The sequence below is a fragment of the Sphingomonas sp. R86520 genome (genome assembly GCF_042466285.1).
Classification (GTDB): domain Bacteria; phylum Pseudomonadota; class Alphaproteobacteria; order Sphingomonadales; family Sphingomonadaceae; genus Sphingomonas.
The window spans coordinates 1,111,331-1,134,040 of record NZ_JAXHBZ010000001.1 but is presented as its reverse complement, the minus strand read 5'-3'; the positions used below and the strand labels follow the sequence as shown (position 1 = coordinate 1,134,040).

Genomic DNA, 22,710 nt, shown 5'->3' with positions numbered 1-22,710 from the left:
ATGATCCGCCCGAGTGGCGGACGGCATGTCGCCACGAGTTCGGGGTATCAAAGTGGGCAAAACTAATCTGACGCGCGGCCTGTTCGGCTGCTCCTTGTGTCTGATCGCGTCTCCTGCGTTCGCGCAGTCGACCGGCACCAAGGATTTTGACGAGATCGTCGTGACCGGCAAGAAGGGCGATCCTGCAGTCGGCGGCGTCGTCCTGCCGGCGACATCCAAGGCCAAGGTCGGGCTGAACGCGGAGTTCATCCAGCACGAGACGCCCGGCCAGTCGATCAACGACACGATCAACATGCTGCCCGGCGTCAGCTTCCAGAACAACGATCCCTACGGGTCGTCAGGCGGTACGCTCAGCATTCGCGGGTTCGACGCAAGCCGCGTATCGGAGATGTGGGACGGCTTCCCGCTCAACGACACCGGCAGCTATGCGATCTATTCCAACCAGCAGCTCGATCCCGAGCTGATCGGACAGGTTGCGGTCAGTCTAGGATCGACCGATGTCGATAGCCCGAGCGCGTCCGCGACCGGCTCGACGATCAACTACACCACCCGCAACCCATCCGAGGATTTCCACGTGCGGATGGCCGGATCGGTCGGCCAGTACGACTTCTTCCGTGTGTTCGGCGCGGTCGACACGGGCGTCTTCACGCCGTTCGGCACCCGCGCCTTCTTCTCGGCAAGCAAGTCGACCAACGACGTCGTGTTCACCGATGCCGGCAAGATCGACAAGACGCAGATCAACGCGAAGATCTACCAGCCGATCGGCAACGGCGGCGATTTCATCTCGGTTGCCGGCCACTACAACCGCAACATCAACAACTTTTTCGGCTCGGTGCCATTGAGCAACGTCGGCACGAGCGTCGGCACGAGCGTCGGCACGGGCTCGGGCAACCGGTTCCCGCAGACGCGTGACGAGCGCTTCTATGACGTCGGCAATTGCGTCAGCAGCGCCGGCGTCGCCTGCGGCTTCGGCGCCTACGACTATCGCTACAATCCGTCGAAAACCGCCAATATCCGCATCAATTCGCGCTTCACGCTGGCTGACAAGCTGACCTTCACCGCCGACGCGGCCTATTCGTACACGCTGGCGAACGGTGGCGGCACCGCGACCGCCTCGGAAGGCTTCGCGACGATCGGTGGCCATGCGGCCGCCGGCTATGTCGGCAGCACGCCGTATTTCGGCGGCGTAGATTTGAACGGCGACGGCGACACCAAGGACAGCGTGCTCGTCAGCGCGCCGAGCGCGACGGAAACCAACCGCTACCTGCTCAATCTCGGTTTGCGGTACGATTTCAACGACACCCAGACGATACGTGTCGGCTACAGCCTCGATTACGGCCGCCATCGCCAGACCGGCGAGCTGACCACGATCAACGGGTACGGCATGGCGACGACGCCGTTCCCGAGCGAAGAGCCGCTGCTCGACTCGACCGGTACCGCACTCCAGAAGCGCGATCGCTTCTCGAAGGCGATCCTGAACCAGGCGTTCGGCGAATATCGCGGCCGGTTCTTCGACAACAAGCTGACGCTGAACGCCGGCATCCGCGCACCGTTCTTCACGCGCGACCTGCATAATTACTGCTTCACCACCAGTTCGACGGGGGCGTTGATCTGTTCGGGGCAGAACGCGGCGACCGACGCGATCATCGCCGCCGCCTACCCGAACTACCAAGGGCCGCAGGAACGCAAGTTCAACTATAACCGCGTGCTGCCGAGCGCCGGACTGGTCTATCAGCTGGTCGCGCCGCTTGCCGTCTTCGCGAATTATTCGAAGGGCATGCAGGTCCCGGGCACGGACAACCTCTACAACAGCTTCTACTATGCCGACGGCACGGCCGGCGCCGAGGGTGCCAAGCCCGAGACGACCGACAATTTCGATGCCGGGCTGCGCTACCAGATGGGTCGCCTGCAGGCCCAGGTTTCGGGCTGGTACACGGTGTTCCACGACCGGCTCGCCTCGTCCTACGATCTCGAGACCAACACGACCATCTATCGCAACCTCGGCACGGTCCACAAATACGGGATCGACGGCAGCGTCAGCTATCGTCCGATCGACCTGGTGACGCTGTACGCGTTCGGATCGTACCTGAAGTCGAAGATCCTCGACGACGTCCAGGCGTCCGCGACGACCACTTACTATACCGCCGGCATGCGTGAAGCGGGCGCGCCCACCTACACCTTCGGTGGCCGTGTTGAGGGCAATGCCGGGCCGATCCGCGTCGGCCTTGAGGCCAAGCGGACCGGCGAGCGCTACGTCAACGACCAGAACCTGCCCGTCACGATCTCGGGCGTGCAGGTCTATGGGGCCAAGGCGCCCGCCTATACGCTGGTCAATCTCGACGCGCGTATCTCGCTCAAGCCGTTGGGGCTGGACGACCAGACCTATCTGCAGCTGAACGTGAGCAATTTGTTCGACAAGCTGTACGTCGGCGGCTTCAGCGGGACGAGTGCCACCAACTCGCTGACCTATGCGCAGATCGGTGCACCACGCGCGGTCTCGGCGACCCTTAACGTAGGGTTCTGATCGCGGTGCGGCGGGGATCAGGGTCCCCGCCGCAATCGCCTGCTGCCAGGCTACCCCTACTTGGCGGGAGCAGCTTCCGCAGCGACGGGAAGCGCGAACAAGGTCGGCGCGTCCGTGACGAACGTATCGAGTACCCCGTCGGCGATCTTGATCGGACCATCGAACCGCGTCGCACCGGGAATGCTCGGGATCGCCGCGGCTTCGGCCGCCAGGCGTTTGGCATCGGCGAAATAGCGCGACGCAGCGGTGTTGCCATCATCGGCGGCGGCCAGTCCGGCGGCGGTCAACTGGAGCGCGCGACCCCATCGTTGCATCGCATCGAGCCACGGGCGCGATTGCGCGGCGAAGCCGGGGTCGACGGTGCCGGACCTGATGATGTCGGGCGCGTTGGCGATCTCGTCGGCGCAGCGGGCGAGATCCTTGATCGCGTCGCTTCGAGCACGATCATCCGAACCGGCGATCGCCTCGCGGACCCGGTCCAGCGTGGCCTTCAAGCGCGGCGCCTGTTCCTGCCACGGTTGGCTGCCGAACGTCGGCGCCATGTGCTGCGTATCGAAGAAGGTCAGCAGCGCGCGCGTCGCCCGCTCATCGCCCCCGGCGAGTTCGCGCGCGGCGGCATGCCAGGTACGGTCCGCATCGTACGCCTCGTCGTTCCATGCGAACGCGGCCACACCGGTCACCGCGACGCGGCTCGGCGCCTCCTGGTTCATCGGGTTCGACAGGATGCCGGTAAGCTCCCCGGACAATCCAGCCTGGCGTCTGGCATAGGGTGCCATCAGCAGCCTGCCGGTCGTCTGCGCATAATCGTTGACAGGGTAATTGTCCCACAACAGCGTCTTGCGGCCGAATGCCTTGGTCGCGGCAAGAGCGTCCGGCACTGAGATGGCGGGTGGCACGACGTCGGTCCCGGTCCACTGCACGACGATGCGCGGGTCGAGGTACTTGCGCAGCGCCGCCTTGTACGGCGTTTCCTTCGCGTCGTAATATTCGGTCGGAACCATGATCAGCGGGCGGGCCTTGGGATCGGCCTTGGCGAGCTGCGTCTGGACCGCGTTCAGCAACCTGGATTGCGCGATGCCGGCCGCTTCCGCGCCCGACGGACCGAACGTCGCCTTGTCGCGGTCGCAATTCCATTTGGCATATTCGATGTCGTCGAGCGCGACGTAGAAGCTGTCGACGCCGATCGACCGGATCGCGTCGAACTTGTGTTCAAGCGCCTGCAGGTCCGCGGGGTCGGAGAAGCAGACCGAGGGACCCGGCGAAACCGCATAGACGAAATCGACATGGTTCCGCCGTGCCGTCGCCGCCAGCGTGCCGAGCGCGCTCAGCGTGGCCGCAGGGTAGGGCTCGCGCCACCGCGCGCGCGCGTAGGGATCGTCCTTGGGGCTGTAGACATAAGTGTTCGCCTTGACGGTGGCGAGAAATTCCAGATGCTTGGTGCGGTCCGCCATCGACCACGGCGCGCCGTAGAAGCCTTCGATCGTTCCTCGTATCGGCATTGCCGGATGATCGTGAATGACGAGCGCCGGGATGAAGGGACGCGCGGCGATCTGGCGGAACGTCTGCGCGGCATGGAACAGCCCATCCGCGTCATGGCCGGCAAGCGTGACGACGCCACCACGCCCCGCCGGCATGCTCACGATCGTATAGCCCTCGGCATGACGATCCGCCGAGGTCTGGCTGCGATCCAGTGCATCGCGGACGACCGCGGCAGTATCGGGGCCAAGAATGATATGTGGCCGATCGAGTACCGACGGCAGCCGCTGCGCGGTCGCGATCGTTTCCACGCCGGAAGCGGTCAATATCCTGCGGACCAGGGCAATAGTCTCCGGGTCGACCCCGGGCGCCGCGATCAGTACGACCGAGGTGCCCAGCGTCACCGCGCCGGTTCCGAGCGTGATCGATGCCGGCGCCGGGAAGATTTCGGGCAGCGTAGCGGTCTTCGCCGACGCAGGTACCGTCGACAGACCGGTCAGGGCGGCCACCGCCATGATCAGCGGTGAGCAGGCACCGATATGGCCAATGCGTCGCGTCATCCCAGTTCTCCGGTACTATAATGGTATTGTCGAACGGGATAGGCAGCTTCGCCGTCGACGGCAAGCCTTGCAGCCGTCCGTGACCGTTCGGCAGCCGGGCGGTGCGTGACGAAGCGCCGTGATCGCTCCCCGGCTATCGACCGCAGATGCGTCTTGGCTCGCGTGCAATAAGCGGAAGGCTCCTACGCCCTACGCGCGATCGCGCCGATACTGGTCGCGGTGTATCAAGTGCAGCCGCGGCTCGGCATCGTACGGGTACCCGCGGTGCCAGTGATGATGCTTGTCGCCGCGTTCATCCTCGGAGCGTTGGTACGACGTACCGACGTGACGACGGTTGACCAGTCACTGGGCGGTGCGGACAGGGGGCAATAGCAGGAATTCGAGTTCTACGTCGGCGGCCCCGTCGAGCGACAGACATCTATACCTATTCTAGCGGGAGAAACATTTCTCCATCGACGCGATCCGGGCTGGGCCGCTGGCGTGGGAAGCGTCGCCCGGAAACTGCTGGATCGACGTGTTGAGCTTGTCGAGTTCTTCGCGCGAGAGCCAACCCTGGAGCTTGCCTTGCTGGATTGCCCAGCAATCCGCCGCAGCTTCGCCAGGACCGAAGATCTGGTGAGCACATTCGTGCGTGTACCAGAACAATTGCTGCGCACGCGGGAGGTCGAGTACGCGCGGATGGAGGATGATGCGACCTTTGTACGCTGCTGCGATATCGTCGATCGGCTGGATCATCGTATCGACCGGACCACAGGTCGCGCGGTAGCCGGCCAGCAGCAACGCGCCCGGCAGGATGAGCCGCTGGGCGGTGGCGGGCTGCGGCGTGAACGCGAGCAACGATGCAGCAACAGCTGCGAGAATGTTTTTGAACATGGTGATCCTGGCCCCGCGAAGCGCGAGGACGAGAAAGAGTATCGGTCTGGAAACGATGGGGTCGATCGCGGGGCGATCGGTGTCGTTACCGAAAGCGACCGGTCGGCTGTCCAGAGATACCTTGCGCGACAAGCCGGCTTCCCGCCGCGATCGCGCCTGCTTTTGCGGCGACCGTGGTCGGTACGTTGCGACCGCGAACTGTCGACGTTGCGAGGGGGATGGGCGTGGTGCAGGGCAACAGCCCTACATCCGAGCAATATCTCGGGTGCATGAATTTCTCCGCCGATGTCCGTTAAATCGCGTCACCCTTCGCTCTCGCCGGCAGCGGAGCGTGGGATGTTCCCGAACTCTTCGGTTTGGTGCGACTTGTGCGCATCCATCAGGGCGGGGCTTCGCGATCGTTATCGCTGAACCAGCCTAACCTATGTTGGTCGTATAAGTTAAACGTCGGTTAGGCGATAAAGACCCATCTGCCAGCGAATATAATCTATGTTTTGTTCTACGACGCTGTATTGGATCATAATAATTCGGAAGATGGCGGTAATTAAATGGCTGGTCCCCTAAGCATCGATATAGAATCTGGCGTAGACGCGAATACTATCGAGGACATGATCGCCTATCCGCCAAGCGGAGACCATGTCGACCAGATCGGTGCTTTGGCGCGATCCGACGTGGCCTCCCAGGTGCGCGAATATGTCGAAAGTTTTCCCCATGCGGTAAAACTGCCGACCAATCACGTCGAACTCTACATCGTCCGCGACTTTCTATCGCGCGAGGAATGTGACGCTTTGATCGCTCTGATCGATGCCAACCGTGTACCATCGCCGGTCGTGTCGGACGATCCGATCCCGTCCTACCGGACCAGCGAGACCTGCTATCTCTACCCTGGTCCCGACGCGGTTGCGGTCGTCGAGCGCAAACTGGACGCGTTGACGGGGCTCGATCCCCGTTACGGAGAAGCGCTGCAGGGGCAACGCTACGCGGTGGGCCAGGAATTCAAACCGCATCACGACTTCTTCGATACGGGCCAGGCCTATTGGCAGGATCAGGCTGCCATGGGGGGACAGCGGACCTGGTCCGCGATGACGTTCCTGAACGAGCCCGAGGAAGGCGGGCGGACGAACTTTCCGACCGCCGGCGTCATGATTGCGCCCAAAGCGGGCAATCTGGTGATCTGGAACAACATGGACGAATACGGCGTGCCGAACCCGGGATCGCTGCATCAGGGTATGCCGGTCGCGCAGGGCGTCAAATACGTACTGACCAAATGGTATCGCGAACGACCCTGGTGCCAATGACACCTTACCGTGCGGCGGGTGGCATCGGAAAGACCGCCCGCAACGGCTTGGTGTCGGGCAGGATGTAGACGATGCCGACGGTGCCGGTGAAGAGCGGTTTCACGACGCTATCGTAAAAGCCCGGGGGAACGTTGACGCATCCGTACGAGATACGGTTGTCGTCGGGGGTGACCGAAGCAAGCCGCCCGGCGCGATCGTCTACGCGACGGCCGACGATGACCCGGTGCATCGAAAGCGCCGCGTCATAGTCGATCCAGAGGATATCCTGTTCAAGATCATTGCCGAGCGAGGCCTGGAACCGGCCCGCGGGCGTCGTCCGTTCTGCCGGTGTGATGGTGGCGAGCTTGCGCTGGCCGATGCCGGGCACGCTGTCGTCGCCGTGCGCAGCGCCGAGCAAAGCCGGCGCAGTGCCGCGCAAAATACCGGTGCGGTCGAACGCGAAGACCTTGGCGTTCACCTTGTCGATGACCACGAACGGCAGCATGTGGTTGTCGTGCGCGGTCGATACCCACTCGGCGACGTCGCGCGCGTCGTCCGAAACCGCCTCGGACCCAAACCGCGTTGCGGTTGCCGGGACGGCGACCGGCACCGGCACCGGCACCGGCATCGACGACACGACGGCCGGGCGTGCTCCAGCGGACGCGGCATGCGCATCGCTCGCGAACGCCAGCGCGACGACGGTTACAGCCACCGCGCGCCAGGTCGGCTGCGCATGCCAATACCCCGGCACGCGTCGCCGACCATCGACCATCTCAGTTCCTCGCCTGTTTGCGAGGATAGTTCGGAACCGCCGGGCGTTCCGGCGGCGTCGGCTGCACGAACGGGTGGTCGACGGTCGGCAGCGACGATTGCGGTGCAACAGGGGTGGCGGGAGTCTCGGGCGTTTCGACGATGACGGTCCCCGCACGGTCGGGCGCCGGCGTAGTGACACCGCCTTCGACGATCTCGATGACGGGCGAGACCGGAACCCGCGGACGGACCGGCGGCACTTCCAGGAATGGCCGCGTCGCGTTGGGCAAAGTCGGAACGAACGGCGGCACAGGCGCAGGAGAAGGGGCGGGGGTCGGTGTCGGAGCTGGAGCTGGAGCGGGCGCTGGTGCGGGTGCTGGAGCCGGAGCCGGAGCGGGTGCAGGCGCCGGCGATGGAGCGGGTGCCGGAGCAGGTGCCGGTGCTGGCGCCGGAGCAGGCGCCGGAGCAGGCGCCGGAGCAGGCGCCGGAGCAGGCGCCGGAGCGGGTGCCGGAGCAGGCGCCGGTGCTGGAGCGGGTGCCGGTGCTGGTGCAGGTGCGGGCGTTGGGGCGGGGGCAGGCGCTGGTGCCGCGGCGGTTATCGTTCCCGTCGTTCGGAACCCTGCCACGCAGCATGAGCTGGCAAGGGCGTATCGGTCCGCGTTCGCGCCGGCCAGCGTGTAACCGCTATAGCTGACCCCGATGCCCGTCCCGGCGCCCGTACTGTCGAACGTCGCGGTAGCGGCGGTTCCGGCGACCAACGTCACGCCGGTCGGCAGGCCGGACGTCGCGGTGGTGTTGAAGCCGTTGAGAACCGCTGCATTCGTGCCGTCCGCTACCTTCTGCGCGGTTGGGAACAGCAGCATCCGCTGGGTGATCGCCGCGCCCTCGGTCAGGACGAACTCGGTCGTGAAGTCGGTGGGAGTCGTATAGGATACCGGGTTGTAATTGATCGATACCGGTGCCGCGGTCACCGTGGTCGGCGGCGACAAGGCCGAGAAGACGATCGTGCCACCGTTGACGCCCGGACCGGTGCCGTCGGCTCCGGCGATCAGGGTCAGGCCAACCGGCAGGCCGAGGCTTTGCGCAGGAATGGTCGTGCCGCGCGTCAGCGTCACCGCCGCGTCGATCATCACGTCATGCCCGGCGCACAAGGCGATGTTGCCGTCGGTCGTGGTGATCGCATGATAGACGTTCACGTTCTGGCCCGCGTTCAGCAGAATGCTGCCGTTCGTCGTCGTCAATGCCGCGTTGACGTTCACGTCGCGACCACAGCACGCCACGATGTTGCCGTTCGTCGCCGTGATCGGCGCGTTGATCGTGACATCGCGAAACGCGTTCATGGTCAGCGTCGTCGGCACGCCGGACGCGGTCCAGGCGACCGCATCGTTGACGATGATATCGCCGTTGCCGACCGTCGTGTCGCCAGCTGCGGGCAGGGTGCTGATGGTGATGCTGGTGGTGACGAGTTGTGCCGCGAGCGTCGACCCCGAAATGTTGCCGCCGGCGCCGACCACGAAGTCCTGCGGATCGATGAGCCACGTGCCGGTCGCGCCCGAGCGCGCAAAGGTCGAGATCTGCGCGCCGTCGGCGATTGCGACCGTAGCGGCGGATGTTTCGATGAAACCACCATTGCCGCCGACCGGTGCACTGGCGTCGAGTTCACCGCTGACGGTCACGGTGCCGGTCTTCATGTCGCCGAGCAGCAGGATCGTGCCGCTCCGGTTCTGCAGCGTCCGCGCTTCGACGATGCCGGTGTTGTTCACGGCGGTGTGGAGCAGGCCGCCGGCGGCTTGCGCGGTCATCACGACCTTGCCGCCGTCCGCCCGGATCAGGCCACCGTTCTGGACGAGCGCATTCACCGCCCCCTTGTCGATCGCGACGTTGAGCAGGGCGTCGCCCGCCACGTCGAGCGTGATCGCCTCGCCGCCCGCCAGCACGACGGTGCCGAAATTGGCCTTGATGACTCCGCTGTTGCCGACGGTCGCGCCGAGCAGCGCGACGTAGCCGCCTTTCGCGTTGATCGTGCCGTCGTTCTGGACGCTCGCCCGGCTCGAGCCGGCAAAGCTCGTCTTGCCGGCGAGGAAGTCGGCATCGGGAATGTCCAGCGTCGAGGCCACCAGGCCGCCGACGTTCACGGTCGCGGTCTTGCCGAACAGGATGCCGTTGGCGTTGACCAGAAACACTGTTCCGTTCGCCGACAGGTTGCCCAGGATCACCGAGGCATCCGACCCGAGTACGCGGTTGAGCGCGACGGAACTGCTGTTCGGCTGGTCGAACACGACGCTCTTGCCCTTGCCGATCGAGAAGGACTGCCAATTGATCGCCGCGCGGTCACTGGTCTGCGTGACGGTGACGGACTTGCTGCCGGTCGAGATGCTGGCTTGGCCTGCGACCACCTCGCCACCCGTCGGCAAGACCTGCGCCTCGACGGGGCGCGCCACCGCCGCACCCGCGAGGCTGAACCCGATCAGCCACGCAAACCGCGCGAGGCCGGTCGTCCCGAACAGCCCGCCGCGCCGCAATCGCGTGATCGACGTCGCCGGTACGGGGGTCAGGGTGGAGCGGCTGGTATTCCTGATCGACGGGGGAATGACGGTCATGTGCGGTATCCTTGGTAGCGGCGGACAGCCGTAGAGTTCTTGGCGCAAAGCATTTGCGGGATGCGGTCAGAAGGTCTTGGAGATCTGGAACCAGGCGCGTCCGGACTTGTCGGGCGCCGATGTCGCGTCGGCATCGCCGAGTTTGCGCGCGTAGGTTGCCTTGATCACCACGTCATAGGGCGCGCTCCACGTGACGCCGGCACCGTAGGCGCTGCGTGTCGCGTGGTTCGATCCGTTGAAATAGGGGTGCTTGGCGTACTCGACCTCGCCGGCATCGACGAAACCGATCAACTGCACCGTGCCCGGAACGACGTGTGGCAGCGTCAGTCGTGCTTCGGCGGTCGCGACGTAACCCTGGTCGCCATAGGCTTCGCCCTCGGGATAGGCGCGAACCGCATAGGCACCGCCCAGCTCCATCTTCTCGGAGATATCGAGATTGTCGAACGCGATCTGGCCGCGGGCGGACGCGAACAGCGACAGCGGACCAGCGATCGTCTGCAACCGCGCGAAACTGAACTGCACCTTGCCGTAACCGCCATCGGTGCGCGTCGTCAGCCGGTCGACGGACCGCTCATAGGCGCCGCGAATGTCCAGATTTCCGACGACGTAGCTGAACGAATACGCGCTCCAGCCGCCGCCGAGGAGCGTATCATGCTCGTCGCCGCTGAGCCCGGCGGTGATCACCTGCGCCCGGCGATAGGTGACCAGATCGACCACGCCGATCTTGTCTTCGAACCATTTTACGTCGCCACCGACGAGAACGTAGAGGTTGTTGTCGCGCGATCGGATCAGCGGATAGCTGGCATAGACGCTGGCCACGTCCGCATTGCCACTGCCGTCCAGATCGTCGAATTCCTTGCCGAGCGTATAGTCGAGATGCGCGAACGCCACGCCGAGCGTTACCTGGCCGATCGGCGCCTGATACGACGCGCGACCGTAAGCCAGCCCTGAGAACGACGTCAGCGCGCGCAGGCTGAGGACATCGCCAGACCCGGTCGGATTGTTCCAGTTGACCGTCCCGCCGACGCGGTAGGCGCCGGTATACCGACTGCCGGCGTTGTCGGCCTCGACGCTGCCGGTGATGCTCTGGCCGGGCGTAATGTCGACCAGCAAGTCCGATGTGCCGACCGCGTTACCGGGGCTGAGGGTCGAGCGAACGCGCACGCCGGGAAGGTCCGACAGCATCAGCAGCCGGCGTTCCAACGGTGCTGCTGCGACCGGATCGCCGACCTTCAATCCGGTCAGGATGCCGCGTGACGTGTCCTCGGACAGCGCAGCCCCCTGAACCGCGACTTTGCCGAACCGTCCTTCGATGACGGCGATGGTCACCGTACCACTTTGAACGTCCTGTTCGGGCAGATAGGCCTGGGCGACAAAATATCCGCGGCGATTATAGTATTCGGTGATCTTCGCCGCGAGGGCCTTCAGTTCCGACACGTCCAGTTCGCTATTCGGCGCGAACGACGTCGCTGCGATCAGGTCCGCTTCCGCGAATATTGTCGCACCCGTGACCCGCAAGGACCTGACTACAGTTTTGGGGCCGCCCGCGAGAGCAGCGATCGGGACCGATTTGTGCTCCAGTCCAAAGTCTGGAGCGGGTTTGTCGCTCAGCGTCACCGGTGGAATCTGTTGAAGTTGTCCGCCCGCCCCGATGGGAATCTGTGCCTGCGCGGCCTGACTCGAAACCATCAGCGCAGCAGGGCTCACGGCCGCAAGCACGGCCCCCCATAGGGTCGATTTCAACATGAACACCTCGATAGTCGCCGCGGATGGAAGGCACGCGTCTCCCATCCGCAGCAGCGGGAGCCGTTGGAATGAGGTTGTGAGCGCCCGAAGCGAGGACGAAGCCTTCGAAACCTTCAGCGCCGCTCGAGCTATTTTGCTGCGTTCCGAGCGGACATCAGGGTCAGTCACTTGGAGCGTGGTCGGTCGCGAGGTTCGCGATTTGTGGCACGGTCCTAGGTTTCTTAATCTATGTATGCAATATGCATTAGCTGCAAGTCAAATCACTGATAAACTGGTAATAAAATTACAATTTCTGTATTAGTATCGTAATCTCAACGGTACGAATCAAGCGACTGGTAGCTCAGAGACTGAGCTCTGGCAGTTCTCCCGGCTTCACATACCCGGATTAATTACAAGCTCGCGACGCTGAATTGACCGCTCTGCGGATACTTTCGCACATTTTCACGATGCTGGAATCGGCGCAATTTTCGGCTTTGCGCTGAGGATGGAATTTCGAGACGCGGATCATGATGAACGAAACGAAAACTTTGTAGATAACTAACTACGCAAATTAACCAATTAAACTAGATTTTCTACGAGTGTCATTGCGACAAGGAGTTCCAGATGCGACCCGATGCCAAGGCACTGTTATCAAGATTGGGACAGCGCGATTTCCAATATCGCCAGTTTGCCGATCCAATTGCGGATGTTGAGCCTTGGCCGCTTTTCGCCGCGTTACTTGAAGACGAACGCGTCGTCGGTCGTCCGGAACAATCGGGTACGGATCGTACCGCCAACGAAAGCTTTCTCCGCGATTACACTGACTTAGGAGGAACGAAAGATCCTGCGCAGCGCCAGGGCGGTAGCCTGCGTGCGTTCCTGTCGGGCTTGTCCGACGATGCCGCGGAGCGTCGCTAGATGCCGTTGATCCTCTGCCATTCGCCGGTGGGCGGCGCCGGAACGACGTTCCTGGCCGCTCGCCTCGCGCTGGGCCTCGCCGCGCGCGGTCACGACGTTACCGCGATCGACTTCACGCATGCCGATGCCCTGAAACTGTTCTTCGGCATGCTGCCGACGCAGGAAATTCCGGCAATGACGGATGCGACCACCGAAGGCATCGTCGTCGATGGCGTCGAGTTGCTGTCGGGCTACGCCGCGGTGCAAAGTGGCGCGTTCGACCGGTTGCTGACGCGGCTGGGAACATCGCCGTTCGACGACGAGCGCGTGGTGTTCGCCGACGTGTCGTCTGCGGACGTCGCGTTGAAGGCCAAGCTGTTGCGGCATGCGGCACTCCATCTGTGTGTGCTCACGCCCCAGCCGACCTCGCTCGCGGCATTGAGCAAGGTTCAGCCGGGCACCGCCACCGTAGACCTTGAGCAGACCGCGTTCGTTTTGAACCAGGTCGACGATACCCGCAAATTATCGCGCCATTCGCAGATATTCCTGCGCGCTCTGTTCGGCGACAACCTGATCGGGACCGTCCGTCGCGACGAGGCGGTCAACGAAGCGCTCGCGTCGTTCCAGCCGATCCTGCGCTATGCCAAGCAGAGCGTCGTGCTGCCCGATCTGGTGGCGCTGACCGCCGCCGTCGAAACGCGGTGCGGGCTGGTCGCCGACGAAAAGCAAGCGTCGTGACCGTGCCGTCCTTCCGCAAGGCGTTCCGCGCCGACACCCTCGGCATCGTCGTCGCTGCACTGCTGACGATCGTCGTGGTGACGGTGCCACTGGCGCTCAATGCACAGTGGATATTCGCAGGAGTCTCGATCCTCGGTGCGATCCTGCTCGGCCGTGCGAAATCGCGGCGGGCGACGCTGGTCCTGGCACTGCTCTCGCTGGTCGTATCGACCCGCTATCTGTTCTGGCGCACCACCGCGACGCTCGAGTTCGAAAGCCCCCTCGGGACGGTGCTCGGCATCGGCTTGTATCTCGCCGAACTCTATGCCTGGATCATCCTGGCGCTCGGCGTGTTGCAGACCGCATGGCCGCTGGATCGCCAGGCGGTGGAGCTTATCGGCGAGCCGCATGAATGGCCGACGGTCGACGTCTATATCCCGACCTACAATGAGAGCCTCGAGATCGTCCGCACGACGGTGCTCGCGGCGCTCGACATGGATTATCCGCGCGACCGGTTCCACGTGTACCTGCTCGATGACGGACGACGGCCCGAGTTCCGCACCTTCGCGCGCTCGGTCGGGTGTGGCTACATCACCCGCGCCGACAACAACCATGCCAAGGCCGGCAACCTCAACGCGGCGATGTCGAACACCGAAGGGTCCTTGATCTCGATCTTCGACTGCGATCACGTGCCGACGCGGGCATTCCTGCAGATGACGGTCGGCTGGTTCCAACGCGACAAGAAGCTCGCCCTCGTCCAGACCCCGCATCACTTCTATTCGCCCGATCCGGTCCAGCGTAACCTCGGCTCGGTCCGCGACCTGCCGGGCGAGGGCGACCTGTTCTACGGCGCGGTGCAGCGCGGCAACGACCTGTGGGACGCCGCCTTCTTCTGCGGATCATGCGCGATCATCCGCCGCGAGGCGCTGGCCGACACCAACGGGTTCGCGTTCGAAACCGTCACCGAGGACGCGCATACCGCGTTGCGCCTGCAGCGGATGGGCTGGTCGACCGCGTATCTCGGGATCCGTCTGTCGGCCGGGCTCGCGACCGAGCGCCTGGTGCTGCACATCGGCCAGCGCATCCGCTGGGCGCGCGGGATGACGCAGATCCTGCGCATCGACAATCCGCTGTTCGGCCGTGGCCTGAGCCTGCAACAGCGGCTTTGCTACCTGAACGCGATGCTGCACTTCCAGTTTCCGCTGCCGCGCATCGCCTTCCTGACCAGTCCGCTTGCCTATCTGATCCTCGGCGAGAACATCATCCATGCGTCCGCCGGGATGATCTTCGCCTATGCCGCCGCGCACCTCTACTGCGCTCAGGTCTCCGGAGGACGATTGCAGGGTGGCGATCGCCGGCCGTTCTGGGGGGAAGTGTACGAGACGATCCTGGCATTCCACCTCGTCAAGCCGACCCTGGTGACGCTGTTCCGTCCGCATGGCGGCAAGTTCAACGTGACCGACAAGGGCTCGCTGCTCGACAAGACGCATTTCGACACCGCCACGGCGCGCCCGCATCTGATCTGCATCGGCCTCGTGCTGTTCGGGATCGCGTTCGGCTTCGTCAAATTCCTGTTCTTTCCGCATCTGTTCAATATCCAGGGCGATACGCTGGTGCTGAACACGGTGTGGGCGGTCTTCAGCCTCGTCATCCTGCTTGCCGCCGTATCGGTCGCACGCGAGACGCGGCAGGTTCGCGAATATATCCGCGTCCCCGTCCAGCTGCCGGCGACGCTCTATTTTGCCGACGGACACGTCGTCGATGTGGAGACGGTCGATCTGTCGATGGGCGGCCTTGCGATCACCGTTCCTGTCGGCGTGACGTTGACGGATCGTCCCGTCACGCACGTCGCGCTGCCGATGGGGGATGAAGTCCTTACCCTCCCCGTCGAGACGCAGCGCGTCGACAGGACAATGGCAACCATGCGGTTTCTGGAACTCGACATGCTACAATTACGTCAACTCGTCCGCGCCGTTATGGGGCGCAATGATGCGTGGGAACCCGAGGCGCCGCGTCGTCCGATCTCGACGCTGCGTTCGCTGCGCGATATTCTCGTGGTCGATCTCGTCACGCTGAAGCGTCTGCTCGGTCTCAACCGTGCTGAACGGAAGCGCGAGCGGACTCGCCTGACAGCAGCGACCGCGTCGCTTGCCGCGGCAGGGTTGCTGCTCGCCACCGGTTTGCCGCAGCCTGTCGCGGCGCAGGCCGCCACGGTCCCCGCGGCGGCGCCGGATACTGCGGGCGGTGTGCGTCAGGAACGACTGACGTTTCGCGACCTGCGCGTCCGCAGCGCGATCCGACTGGCGGGTACGCGCGGCGAGATCGCGATCCCGTTCGGCCTTCGCAACAACGAGGTCGTGACCGCTGCCAAACTCACGCTTTCGCTGGCCTGGTCGCCCGCCTTGCTGGCCGACCTCAGCCAGTTCGTCGTGATCCTGAACGGCGAGGTGGTGCGAACGGTGCGCCTGACGCCGGACGGCGCCGGCGGCCAGCAACTGACGATGGCGGTCAACCCGGCGTTGTTCCTGCCGGGCGACAACCAGCTCAACCTGCGACTGATCGGTCACTACACGCGCGATTGCGAGGATCCGTTCCACAGCTCGCTCTGGGCGAATGTTAGCAACACCCGGTCGGCGCTGGACCTGACGATCCAGCGGTTGCCGCTGGGCCCCGATCTCCGCCGCTTGCCGTCGCCGTTCTTCGACCGCGCGGACAACCTCCCCCTCAGCCTCCCGTTCGTGTTCGCCAGCGCACCGTCGAACGGCGAACTCGAAGCGGCGGCCAGCGTCGCGTCCTGGTTCGGTCGCCTCGCCAGCTATCGCGGCTTCGCCTTCAAGCCGAGCTATGGCCGTATTCCCCGCGGCAACGCGATCGTCTTCCTGCGTCCCGGCATGCGCGTCGGCAGCTATGTGCCGACGATCACCGGTCCTTCGGCGACGGTGATCCGCAACCCCTTCGACGGCTTCGGCGAATTGCTCCTGATTATGGGCCGCGACGAGCGCGAACTGAAGCTTGCCGCCGCCGCCCTGGCGACCGGACGGGGAACGATCGGTGGCGCAGCCGCATCGTTCGACGGAGTCCGCATCCCGAGCTATGCTCGCTACGCGGCACCACGCTGGCTTCGCTCGGATCGCGCCGTCAAGCTTGGCGAGATCGTCGATCCCAGCTCGCTGCAGGGTGTCGGCCTCCCGCCGGGTCCCTTGACGGCAGCGTTCCGTACCGCGCCCGACCTGTTCTTCTGGCCACGTGGCGGCGCATCGCTCGACCTGCGCTATCGCTATCCGTCCGCACCGTGGCTCGACCGCCGGTCGTCACGCCTCGATATCTCGATCAACGGCCAGTATCTGCGGACGTTGCCGCTGGCGGGCGCCGCCTGGTGGAAGGCGTTGATCGGCAGCCAGGACGGCGCGACGTCGAGCCAGTCGACCGCAAAGGTGGAACTGCCGAACTACACGCTGTTCGGTCAGAACGAGCTGATCTTCGATTATAACCTGATCCTGGCGAACAAGAAGAAGTGCGAGGGCACGTTGCCCGAGAACGTCCATGTCGCGATCGATCCGGACAGCGCGATCGACCTTACCCACGCCTATCACGCGCAACGGATGCCGAGCCTCGCCACCTTCGCCAATGCCGGCTACCCGTTCACGATCAGCCCCGACCTTGCCGAGACGATCGTCGTGATCGGCGCATCGCCCGACGTCGGTACGGTCGAGGCGTTCCTGACGATGATGGGACGGTTCGGCGACTCGACGGGTGCGGCGACGACCGGCGTTACGGTCACGCAGGCCGCCGATAGCGACCGACTTGCAGGGCACGACGTCCTGGTGATCGGGATGCCGCGGACCGCCGGTGCCAGCGCTCTGTTCGCCGGTGCACCGGTGCGGATCGCGAACGGCCGGCTGCAGGTGATCGAACGCAATCCGGTGGAACGGGTCTTCGGGCTGGTCTCGCCCTACGGCGACAGCGACGTCGGTGAGACCAACGCGTTCCTGACGACGGCGGAGCGCTTCGACGGTTTCGTCAGCTTCCGCTCGCCCTACGACAGCGCACGGACCGTCGTCGCGGTGCTGAGCACGGACACCGCCGACATGCCCGAACTGGTACAGGGTCTCGCCGAACAGCGGATCAACGCGCAGGTTCAGGGCGATCTGTCGGTGACGAATGGAGACAGCATGCGCAGCTTCGCGGTTGGCCAGACCTATTGGTCGGGATCGCTGCCGGTCTGGATGCGGATCGGCTGGTGGTTCAGCGAACGGCCGCTGCTCATGGCCCTTAGCGGGTTGCTCATCGCGCTTCTGCTCGCAGGACCGCTCTATCTGCTGCTGACGCGTCAACAGCGTCGCCGCCTGGGTTCGGAGGACGCGGCATGATCCGCTTTACGACGCTAGCTTTGCTGATGGCGGGTATCGCCTCGCCGGTACTCGTCCGTCCGGCGCTGGCACAGGTTGCCGGGGTTGACGCACTCGTCCAGCAGGGACGCTATTGGCAGTCGCGGGGACGTGCCGATCTGGCGAAGACCGCTTATCGCCGTGCGCTCGCGATCGATCCGTCGAACGCAGAGGCACGCCGCGCCTTGTCCGCGACGACCGCCCGTGCCGCACAACCGGCGAGGTCACAGCCACCGGTATCGGCCGGCATGACCGGACCGGCGCCCGCACCGGCGACCTTCACGACGCGCAACCTCCCCGCGACGGTCACGACGTCGACCCGTCGTGCGGCGCCTGCGCCCGCAAATCGCGGCGGCGACGCACGCGCGGCCGGGTTCCGCGCGCTCGAACAGAATGACCTCTCGCAAGCCCAGAGCCAGTTCGAAGCCGCGTTGAACAGCAACCGCAACGACGCCGATGCCGCGGGTGGCCTGGGCGTCGTCCGATTGCGCCAGTCGCGCTTTGCGGAGTCCGCCGAACTGCTGTCGCGTGCATCGGCGCGCGGCAACCGCGCACGCTGGGCCGAGGCGCTTTCGTCCGCGCAGTTCTACGCGGGGCTCGACAACGCCCGTGAACACTTGGCGGCAGGCGACGTGACCGGCGCCCAGGCGCAGGCCGAAGCGTTGGCGCGTAGTGGCGTCAACGACCGCGGCCCCGCATTGGCGCTGCTCGCGGATATCTACGAGCGGCAGGGCCGGTATGCGGATTCGGCCGATCTCGCGCGTCAGGCAGGCTCGGCGGGCGGCAGCGCGTCGCAGCTCGAAAGCCGGGTCGTGCGGAACGATGCGCTACAGGCGGCGACCCATGGTGATCCGGCCAAGGCCGATCTGCTGTTCAAGCGCGGCTTGCTGCTCGATCCCGCGGATCCTTGGATCCGGTACGAATATGCCCGGTACATGCTGGGGCAGGGGCGCCTGCCCGAGGCAGACTCGCTGCTCCAGTCGATCCAGACGATCGGCACCGTCGACGCGCTGTATGCAGCGGCGATGCTGCACAACGAGCGTGGCCGGCAGGCACAGGCTACGTCGCTGTTGTCGCGCCTGACGGACGCGCAGAAGACACCGGCGATCCGACGTTTCGAGGCACAGATCGCCGTGGGCTCGGCAATTGCGCGCGCCAGGACCATCGCGGCGCAGGGTCGCGGCGGCGAGGCGATCGCGGCGTTGCGCCAGATCGGTTCGACACCATCGTTGAGTGCAGCCTCCCTTGCGGCCGTCGCCGGCGGCTTGGACGAGCTCGGCGATCAGGCGGGCGCGGTTCCGCTGGCGGAGCGCGCGCTTGCCTCCAGTCCCGCGACGGCCGCCGATTACGAACCGATCGTACGCGTGCTCGCGCGGACCGGGCAGGATGCCGCCGTCGGCGATGCGATCGATCGCGCGCGGACCGCAGGCGCCGGGTCGGTCGATGCGGCCCCCGCGCTCGCACGGCTCGAAGGGATCGCGGCGGCCGCGCAAGCAGATCGCCTCCGCCTCGTCGGGCAGAACGCGCAGGCATTCGACCTCCTGCAACAGGCATGGACCGCAGCACCGGGCAACGCCGACGTTCTGGCGGCGCTGGCTCGGCTGTATCAGTCGGGCAACATGCCGTCCCAGGCCGCGCAGACGTACCAGATGGTGCTTGCGACGAGCCCGCGGGACAAGGGCGCGCTGATCGGGCTGATCGGCAGCGCCGGTGCCGGCGGCAACCACGATGTTGCAGTGGCCACCGTCGACCGCGCGCTGCAGGCCTATCCGGACGACTACGAGATCTACGCCGCCGCCGGCCAGATGGAACAGGCGCGCGGCGATCGGGGGGCGGCGAAACGCTATCTGCGTCGCGCCGAGACCGCCTATGCCGCGCGGTCCGGTACCGGCATGCAACTCGCCGGTGCGAACCCGTTCGCCGCCGGCATGAATTCGGCCAATCCGTTCCGCCAGGCCGAACAAATGCCCGTCGCGGCCGCCAACCCGTTCGCATTGAGCGCAAGGCCCATGCAGGTCTCCGCTCAGGGGTCAGCCGCGGCACCGATGGCCTTCACCGTAGCGCCAGGATACGGCGCTGGTCTGGGATCGCCGGATCGTTCCGGCAACCGCGGTGGCGCCGTGCCAGCCGGCTATCCGGTCCCGAACTACCAGGCACCGGGCTATCCCGCAGCTGGATACGCGACGGCGGCGTATGCCGGCGGGAATGCCGCGGCTGTACCGGCCGGGGTCGGCGGGGGCGATGCCACGCTCGTCCGTCTGCGCGACGACATCGCCCGATTGAGCGACGACTCCGGACCACGCGCGGAAATGAAGCTCGGCTTCCGCGAACGGTCCGGTGAAACGGGGTTGAGCGAACTGCGCGAACTGTCGGGAACGGCGACGCTGTCGACCGGTCTGGCGGGTGGACGCATCGCCGTTTCGGCGACGCCGGTCGTCATCGATTCCGGCCGCCCGACCGGCTCCGCACTCGCGCGTTTCGGCCGCAATGCAACGGCCGAGGCACAGGGGATCGTCGCGGCACAGCCATCGGCACTGGTCCAGGCCGAGACGCAGCACGCATCGGGCGTCGCCCTGGCCGCGTCCTACGACAGCCCGGGACTGCGGGCCGAGGTTGGCTCCACGCCGATCGGTTTCGACGATACCGAGGTCACGTGGGGCTTCACGGCAAAACCCAGATTGTCACGCACCGTATCCGCACAGGGCTGGGTAAAGCGCGAGCCGGTGACCGACAGCATCGTCTCCTATGCCGGCACGCGCGACCCGGTCACCGGCGCGCGCTGGGGCCAGGTGATGCGCACCGGCGGCGGCGCCTCGCTGTCGTGGGACAGCGAGGGAACGGGTGTCTATGCCGATGTCTCGGGCTATCGCTACACCGGCGACAATGTTCGCCGGAACCGCGGGTATCAGGCCAATGCGGGCGGATACCTTCCCGTCTACCATGACGAGCACTCGACTTTGACCGGCGGGTTGAACCTCAACTGGCAGTCGTTCGACAACAACCAGAATTATTTCACCTACGGCCAAGGCGGATATTTCAGCCCGCAGAGCTTCCTCAGCATGAGCCTGCCGGTCCGCTACGCGTATAATTCGGCGCGTTGGGAGGGACGGTTGGGCGTGGCTCCGGGCTATCAGAGCTTCGAGCAGGACAAGGCACCGATGTATCCGACCGACCCCAACGCACAGGCCGATCTCGACGCGTTGAAGGCGCTGAACACCGATGTTCGCTCCTATTACGACAGCCTCAGCAACACCGGCTTCGCCTTCTCTGCGGACGGGTCGCTGTTCTATCGCTTGAACCCGAATACGCGTATCGGCGCATCGGCGAGTGCCAACACGTTCGGAACATACGACGATTATCGGTCGACCTTCGAACTCCGCCAGTCCCTGGGAGGATCCAAATGAACGCGATGGCAGACTGGTCCACCGACGGCGCCAGCGAGACGACGGGCGCGACGCTGATATTGAGCTGCCTCGTTGCGGAAGTCGTAGCCGGTGCCAGCGCGGCGCAACGCCGGGCGTTCTTCCGCGCGGTCGGCGCGAGGATCGCGGCGGCGCATCCGGTCGGCGATGCCCAGGACATCGCCGCGCTCGCCGCCTCGATCAACCGGCTGTGGGATGAGCATGATTGCGGCCAGGTGCGCATCGAACAGGTCGACGACGGCCTTTTGATCACCCACACCGGTTTTGCACAAAATCTCGCGTCGACGCTCGGCGCGGCCACCGAGCAGAGCCTCCGGCCGATGCTGGAGGGCGCCTATGACGGCTGGTTGCATACGCTGGGCAGCAGCGCCACTCTTACGACGCGCACCTTGTGGTGGAGCGATACAGAGGCACGGTTGAAACATGGACGTTGATCGTCGCCATCTCATGGCCGGCATGGCCGGATTGGCGATCGCCGGGTGTAGCGAAGCAAAGACACCAGACGATCGCGCGGCGGACAGCGGCGCTTATCCTCCTGCAAACCATACCACTGCCGACGCGGAACCGAGCGCCGCACCCTTTGGTCCGTTCGAGGTGAACTGGGCCGGCTTCAAGCGGCAATTCATGGACGTCGACGGCCGCATCGTCGACAACGGCAATGGTGGCATCAGCCACAGCGAAGGCCAGAGCTACGGCTTGATGCTGGCGGCGGCGGCGGGTGATCGCGCCGGCTTCGACAAGGTTCTCGGCTGGACCGAGGCCAAGCTCGCCCGTCCCGATATCGCGCTCTATGCGTGGCGGTACGATCCCCGCGCCCCCAACCCGGTCGCGGATCGCAACAGTGCGACCGACGGAGACCTGCTGATCGCCTATGCCCTGGCGAAGGCGGCAACCCGGTGGCGGGACCCCCGCTACGCGGCGCGTTCGCACGCGATCGTCGACGCGATCGGCTCTCGCATCGTTCGCCAGGTCGGTGGGCGGATGCTGCTGCTGCCGGGGCTGGACGGGTTCTCGACGCCGGCGCGCACGACGATCAACCAGAGCTATTACGTCTGGCCGGCGCTCGATCTGTTCGCCCGGACCGGCAATGCGACGCTCTGGCGACGAGTGATCGCCGACGGCGAAGCGCTGTTCGCCGCGGCGCGGTTCGGCGCAAACAGGTTACCGACCGACTGGATCGACGTTTCGAACAGCGGCGCGGTCTCACCCGCCGCCGACAAGCCGCCGCGCTTCGGCTTCGACGCCATCCGCGTTCCGCTCTATGCCAGCGTTTCGGGCCGCAGCGCCCTGATCGAGCCGATCCGAAGCTGGTGGCGAACGATGCCGGTCGAACGCATACCCGCCTGGACCGACGTGGTCACCGGGCACGTCGCGGAATATCCCTTGTCCGTCGGAGGCCGGGCGGTCGTCAGCCGCACGCTTGGTACCCCCGCGCCGCGAGGCCTGTCCACGGATTACTACGCGGCAGCGCTTCAATGTCTGGCTGGCGCCTTCGCCTGAG

13 protein-coding genes are annotated in these 22,710 nt (G+C 65.2%); 8 read left to right on the top strand and 5 right to left on the bottom strand.

Annotated elements, in window-relative coordinates; all coding sequences use genetic code 11:
- The first annotated feature begins 52 nt into the window (after positions 1-52).
- Entirely contained in the window at positions 53-2,524 is a 2,472-nt protein-coding gene (locus tag SJY41_RS05295; RefSeq protein ID WP_380779685.1) for a TonB-dependent receptor, read from the top strand.
- 56 nt (positions 2,525-2,580) lie between these two features.
- Here the strand turns inward: SJY41_RS05295 and SJY41_RS05290 are convergent, their stop codons facing one another.
- Both SJY41_RS05290 and SJY41_RS05285 read right to left on the bottom strand, forming a co-directional pair.
- On the bottom strand, positions 2,581-4,560 hold the full coding sequence (locus SJY41_RS05290; RefSeq protein WP_380779683.1) for a beta-N-acetylglucosaminidase domain-containing protein: 1,980 nt from the start codon (positions 4,558-4,560) through the stop codon (positions 2,581-2,583).
- A gap of 429 nt (positions 4,561-4,989) precedes the next feature.
- Positions 4,990-5,433, bottom strand: a complete 444-nt coding sequence (locus SJY41_RS05285) for a hypothetical protein (protein WP_380779681.1) — start codon at positions 5,431-5,433, stop codon at positions 4,990-4,992.
- Between the two features lie 608 nt (positions 5,434-6,041).
- Between SJY41_RS05285 and SJY41_RS05280 the strand changes: the two genes are divergently transcribed.
- Positions 6,042-6,731: a prolyl hydroxylase family protein gene (locus SJY41_RS05280; protein ID WP_380779679.1), complete on the top strand. Its 690-nt coding sequence runs from the start codon at positions 6,042-6,044 to the stop codon at positions 6,729-6,731.
- Between the two features lie 4 nt (positions 6,732-6,735).
- Here the strand turns inward: SJY41_RS05280 and SJY41_RS05275 are convergent, their stop codons facing one another.
- From SJY41_RS05275 to SJY41_RS05265, 3 genes are all read right to left on the bottom strand, one after another.
- Positions 6,736-7,482 (bottom strand): L,D-transpeptidase, encoded by a 747-nt coding sequence (locus SJY41_RS05275; RefSeq protein WP_380779677.1) that lies wholly within the window; start codon positions 7,480-7,482, stop codon positions 6,736-6,738.
- Between the two features lies 1 nt (position 7,483).
- Entirely contained in the window at positions 7,484-10,060 is a 2,577-nt protein-coding gene (locus SJY41_RS05270) for a filamentous hemagglutinin N-terminal domain-containing protein (protein ID WP_380779676.1), read from the bottom strand.
- Positions 10,061-10,126: 66 nt separating this feature from the next.
- Positions 10,127-11,806, bottom strand: a complete 1,680-nt coding sequence (locus tag SJY41_RS05265; RefSeq protein WP_380779674.1) for a ShlB/FhaC/HecB family hemolysin secretion/activation protein — start codon at positions 11,804-11,806, stop codon at positions 10,127-10,129.
- Between the two features lie 603 nt (positions 11,807-12,409).
- Here SJY41_RS05265 and SJY41_RS05260 point away from each other — a divergent pair.
- From SJY41_RS05260 to SJY41_RS05235, 6 genes are read left to right on the top strand one after another with little or no spacing between them, the layout of a single operon-like run.
- Positions 12,410-12,703 (top strand): hypothetical protein, encoded by a 294-nt coding sequence (locus tag SJY41_RS05260; RefSeq protein WP_380779672.1) that lies wholly within the window; start codon positions 12,410-12,412, stop codon positions 12,701-12,703.
- The gene (locus tag SJY41_RS05255; protein ID WP_380779670.1) at positions 12,704-13,420 is read left to right on the top strand and encodes a cellulose synthase operon protein YhjQ/BcsQ; all 717 of its coding nucleotides are present in this window, start codon (positions 12,704-12,706) and stop codon (positions 13,418-13,420) included. It abuts the gene before it with no gap.
- On the top strand, positions 13,417-17,769 hold the full coding sequence (gene bcsA, locus SJY41_RS05250; RefSeq protein WP_380779668.1) for a UDP-forming cellulose synthase catalytic subunit: 4,353 nt from the start codon (positions 13,417-13,419) through the stop codon (positions 17,767-17,769). Before SJY41_RS05255 ends, bcsA begins: the two co-directional genes overlap by 4 nt.
- Positions 17,766-21,191: a cellulose synthase subunit BcsC-related outer membrane protein gene (locus tag SJY41_RS05245; protein WP_380779666.1), complete on the top strand. Its 3,426-nt coding sequence runs from the start codon at positions 17,766-17,768 to the stop codon at positions 21,189-21,191. The genes bcsA and SJY41_RS05245 overlap by 4 nt, the downstream gene beginning before the upstream one ends.
- Positions 21,188-21,643, top strand: a complete 456-nt coding sequence (bcsD, locus tag SJY41_RS05240; protein ID WP_380779664.1) for a cellulose biosynthesis protein BcsD — start codon at positions 21,188-21,190, stop codon at positions 21,641-21,643. The genes SJY41_RS05245 and bcsD overlap by 4 nt, the downstream gene beginning before the upstream one ends.
- Entirely contained in the window at positions 21,633-22,709 is a 1,077-nt protein-coding gene (locus tag SJY41_RS05235; RefSeq protein ID WP_380779662.1) for a glycosyl hydrolase family 8, read from the top strand. The genes bcsD and SJY41_RS05235 overlap by 11 nt, the downstream gene beginning before the upstream one ends.
- Position 22,710: the final 1 nt, after the last annotated feature.